Origin of the sequence: Poseidonibacter sp. (assembly GCF_041821165.1) — a bacterium.
Lineage (GTDB): Bacteria > Campylobacterota > Campylobacteria > Campylobacterales > Arcobacteraceae > Poseidonibacter.
Map to the genome: position 1 here is coordinate 1 of NZ_JBGUES010000182.1, position 4610 is coordinate 4610.

Below are 4610 nucleotides of genomic sequence, written 5' to 3' on the forward strand. Positions count from 1 at the left end.
CTTATTGATACGATTGAAGAAGATTATAAAAACTGGAATGAGTTTGATAAAATACCACGAGTTGCAAGCCATGTAGATGGTGGTGTTATTGAACTTATGCCAATCTCAAATAAAGAACTATATAGTTTTAAATATGTAAATGGACATCCAAAAAACCCAAAATCAAATAAATTAACAGTTATGGCAACAGGACAACTATCACTTGTGAAAACGGGTGAACCTTTGATGTTTAGTGAAATGACACTTCTTACAGCTTTACGAACAGCTGCCACTTCTGCATTAGCTGCAAAATACCTAGCAAAAAAAGATTCAAAGATTATTGCATTTATTGGAAATGGAGCTCAAAGTGAATTTCAATATCTAGCTTTTTCTCATGTATTTGATATAAAAGAGATTAGATACTATGATGTAGATATAAAAGCTATGCAAAAAATGGCAAAAAATCTTAAAAACTATGATGTTAAACTTACTGCTTGTATTGATGCAAAAGATGCTGTACAAGGTGCAGATATTATTACAACTATGACAGCTGATAAAACAAATCAAACAATTTTATATAAAGATATGATTACAAAAGATGTTTTTATAAATGCAATTGGTGGAGATTGTCCTGGTAAAACAGAATTAAAAAAAGATTTAGTAGAAAGTTCAACAGTAGTAGTAGAGTTTTTAGAACAATCAAAAATAGAAGGAGAAATCCAACAATTAGATGATGACTATACTTGTCCTGAACTTTATGAGATTCTTAGAAAAGAAATAGATTTAAATGTAAGTAAAGATGGCACTATTATCTTTGATTCAGTTGGTTTTGCTCTTCAAGATTATTCAGTTTTAAGACTTATATATGCTTATGCAAAAGAGTTAAAAATAGGTAGTGAGTTAAATCTAATACCAAATATGAAAGATGTTAAAGATTTATATAGCCTAGTAAAGGATTAATATGAAAGATTCATCACGATTTATAAAAATACTAAAAGTTTATTCAGATATAGCAGGAAGTAAAAGAGGGGCAAGTTTAGGTATTGATGCGTTAATGGAATCAAGCCAAGATATAGGTTCAAGATATTTTAAAAAATATAAAGCAGAATCTGTAATAACAAATAAACTATTAGAAAATGAATCTACAAACTTTCCTCATGCAAAATACATAGATAAGGTATATGATGTAGTAAAAGATGTAGCATTTAGAATTAAAGAGTTTAGAGAAGAGAAACTTTTCCCAATAGTTTTAGCAGGTGATCATGCAAGTAGTGCTGGTACAATGCATGGTTTAAAAATGGCACATCCAAATGATGAAATAGGGGTAGTGTATATAGATGCTCATGCTGATATTCATTCTCCTTATACAACATCATCTGGAAATATACATGGTATGCCACTTGCAATTGTTACAAAACTAGATAATAAGAAATCAGCAATTAATCAATTAAGCCAAGAAGAGATAATTTATTGGGAAAAGATAAAAAATCTAACAGGAAAAGAAGCTTCTATAAAACCTGAGAATATAGTCTTTTGTGCATTAAGAGATTTTCAAATAGCAGAAGAGAATCTAATAAATGAATATAATATTAAAAAATACTCAGCTAAAGATATTACATATAGAGGTATTAAAAATATTGTAGATGAGATATTTGAAAAACTAGCACATTGTAAACATATTTATGTATCTTTTGATGTAGATAGTATAGACCCTTTATATTTACCAGGAACTGGAACACCAAGTGAAAATGGACTTAGTTTTGAACAAGCTTTGCAGTTAAATATGCAATTAATTAAAAATAAGAAAGTATGCTGTTGGGAGATAGCTGAAATAAATCCTAAATTTGATGAAAATAGTAGAGGAACAAATGCGATATTTAAGATACTAGAGCAAGTAACAAAAATGTTAATACACAGATACTAATATTTACAACTCTTATGCTATAATACGCGCTATTAAAAAAATAAGGTTCTTTAAATAATGGAAATACCAGAAATAAAAACACAAAAATTTATAGTTAAATTTTTCCCTGAAATAATGATAAAAGGCCCATCTGCAAAAAGACAAATGGTAGGGCAACTTTACAATAACATTGTAAAACTATTAACAAGAATATCAGAAGATATTAATGTAAAAAAATTCTTTGACAAAATAGAAGTAGTATGTCCAATAGAGGTAGTTTCAGAAGTAAGAATAAAACTATTAGAAACACCAGGTATTGAGCAAGTACTTGAAGCACTTCAATTTGATAAAATAAATACACTAGATGAAATAAAAACTATAGTAAATGAAACTATGGCAAAAGAAATCGAAGGTAAATCTTTTGTAATAAGAGCAAAACGAACTGGAACACATGATTTTAAATCTACAAATATAGAACAAACTGTTGGTGGATATATGTTAAGTAAGAAAACTTCAAAAGGTGTTGATTTACATAATCCTGAAGTTACTATTAATCTTGAGCTTGTTCATAATCAATTAAATATTATTACATGTAAACATAAAGGGCTTGCAGGTTTCCCTTTAGGTACACAAGGAAGTATCCTTTCACTAATGTCAGGTGGATTTGATTCAACTGTTGCATCATATCTTACTATGAAAAGAGGAATGAAAACTCATTTTATTTTCTTTAACTTAGGTGGAGTAGCACATGAGATTGGAGTTAAGCAAGTAGCTTTATATTTATGGAGTAAATTTGGTTCATCTCATAGAGTAAGTTTTATATCTGTACCTTTTGATGATGTTGTAACTGAAATATTTAGATCAACTCATGAAACATACATGGGTGTAACACTAAAAAGACTTATGTTAAAAGCATCTGAGAAAATTGCTGATGAAATGGGAATTGATGCCTTATTAACAGGTGAGAGTGTTGCTCAAGTATCAAGTCAGACATTAAGAAACTTAGCGTTAATTGACCAATCAACTAATAAATTGATTTTAAGACCATTAGCAACTATGAATAAACCTGATATTATTGATATTGCACATAAAATAGGTACTAAGCATTTTGCAGAAGCAATGCCTGAGTATTGTGGTGTAATATCTAAAAATCCAGTTGTGCATGGTTCTTATGAAAGAATGGAAAAAGAAGCTAAGGCATTTGATTATAGTGTTTTAGATACAGCTGTTCAAAATGCTCAAAAAATTTATGTTGATGAAATCGTAAATGATGTAAAAGACATAGGAACAATGGAAGAGGTAAATGACCTTTCAAGTGGAAATTATACTGTTATTGATATTAGACAAGGTGATGCTTGTATAGAAACATCTGTTGAAACTATTAAAATTCCATTTTATAATCTAAAAAAAGAATTCAAAAAACTTCCACAAGATAAAGAGTATTTATTTTATTGTGATAAAGGAATTTTGAGTCAACTTCATGCACAATATTTAAAAGATGCAGAAGGTCGTCAAAATATTAAAGTTTATAGACCTTTATAAGTTATACAATTTATCGATGAGGTAAATTAATTACAAGAGTTAAACTAAAACTCTTGTGAAATAGTAGGAGCAAAGGCTTTTGTTCCTACACGTACTTTCTGTCCAATTTTTAACTCTTTTGCTTCATCTTCACAAAGTACAACTTCAACTAATTGTGAAGCTATAGAAATAATAGCAATATAAATAACATCAGTTTTAACAATATCAATCAATTCCCCTTCAAATGAGAACTTTTGAGAACCTGAAGTTTTAAGAAGTACATCTTTTGCTAAACCATCATTTATAACTTTTCCTTGCTCTAATACAATCACACGATTTGATAATCTGTAAATCTCACTAGGGTCATGGCTAACCATAATAGTAGTAGTTTGAAACTCTTTATGTAAAGTAAGAATTTCATTTTGTAGTTTTGTTCTCATATATGGATCAAGTGCTGAAAGTGGCTCATCTAATAAAAGTAGTTTAGGACGATTCATCATAGCACGACATAAAGAAACTCTTTGTTTTTGTCCACCACTTAAACTCTTTGGCATTCTTTTTGCTAGTTCTTTTAATTCTGTTAGTTCTAAAAGTTTATTGCAAAGAGTTTTGTCTTTATTTACATATAAAAGATTTTGTTCTACGCTCATATTGTCAAATAAGGCATAATCTTGAAATACAAAACCAATTTGTCTTTTTTGTATAGCAAGAGAAAACTTCTCATCAAGCCAAAGTTCATTATCAATTTTAATAATTCCGTCTGCTGTTTCTAATCCTGCAAGAATTCTAAGTAAGGTTGTCTTTCCACTACCACTAAGACCGCTTAGCGCTACAAAATCACCTTTTTTGATATCTAGGTTTACTTGTAGGTTCATAACTCCTGCTGAGCCATGAAGGGCTTTATTTATATTTATACTTATCATTTAAACTGTTAGAGTTGACCAAATATCGTCATTTTGTAAAGCTTCATTTAAAAGCTCACCCGTATGATTGCATACAATACCACTTTTTTCTAACTTTTTAACAGCATTGTACTCTTGCGCACATACAATACATGAAGAAAATTCTACGCCATCTTTTTGTATTTCATTTACTTTTTTTCTAATTTTTTTAGATTTTATAACAGTTTTAATAGATGCACCCCAAAACATAATATGCACACGTTTCCAATATCCTCTAGGAATAGAAACACCACCATAAAGTAATG

Annotated in this window: 5 protein-coding genes; 3 read left to right on the forward strand and 2 right to left on the reverse strand. The window is 29.3% G+C overall.

The genetic code is table 11. The features are described 5' to 3' along the window. From ACERKK_RS11425 to thiI, 3 genes are all read left to right on the forward strand, one after another. Positions 1 to 939: ornithine cyclodeaminase (locus ACERKK_RS11425; RefSeq protein ID WP_373773206.1), on the forward strand; the 939-nt coding region annotated here is incomplete at its 5' end. 1 nt (position 940) lies between these two features. Next, a complete protein-coding gene (locus ACERKK_RS11430) occupies positions 941 to 1903 on the forward strand; it encodes an arginase (protein WP_373773207.1) in 963 nt (320 codons plus the stop codon). A 57-nt stretch (positions 1904 to 1960) separates the two neighbouring features. Beyond that, positions 1961 to 3424: a tRNA uracil 4-sulfurtransferase ThiI gene (gene thiI / locus ACERKK_RS11435; RefSeq protein WP_373773208.1), complete on the forward strand. Its 1464-nt coding sequence runs from the start codon at positions 1961 to 1963 to the stop codon at positions 3422 to 3424. A 44-nt stretch (positions 3425 to 3468) separates the two neighbouring features. On the opposite strand, the gene ACERKK_RS11440 is transcribed toward thiI, so the two are convergent. Continuing rightward, positions 3469 to 4326 (reverse strand): ABC transporter ATP-binding protein, encoded by an 858-nt coding sequence (locus ACERKK_RS11440; RefSeq protein ID WP_373773209.1) that lies wholly within the window; start codon positions 4324 to 4326, stop codon positions 3469 to 3471. Then, the coding region (locus ACERKK_RS11445; RefSeq protein ID WP_373773210.1) for a DsrE family protein at positions 4327 to 4610 on the reverse strand (284 nt) is incomplete at its 5' end.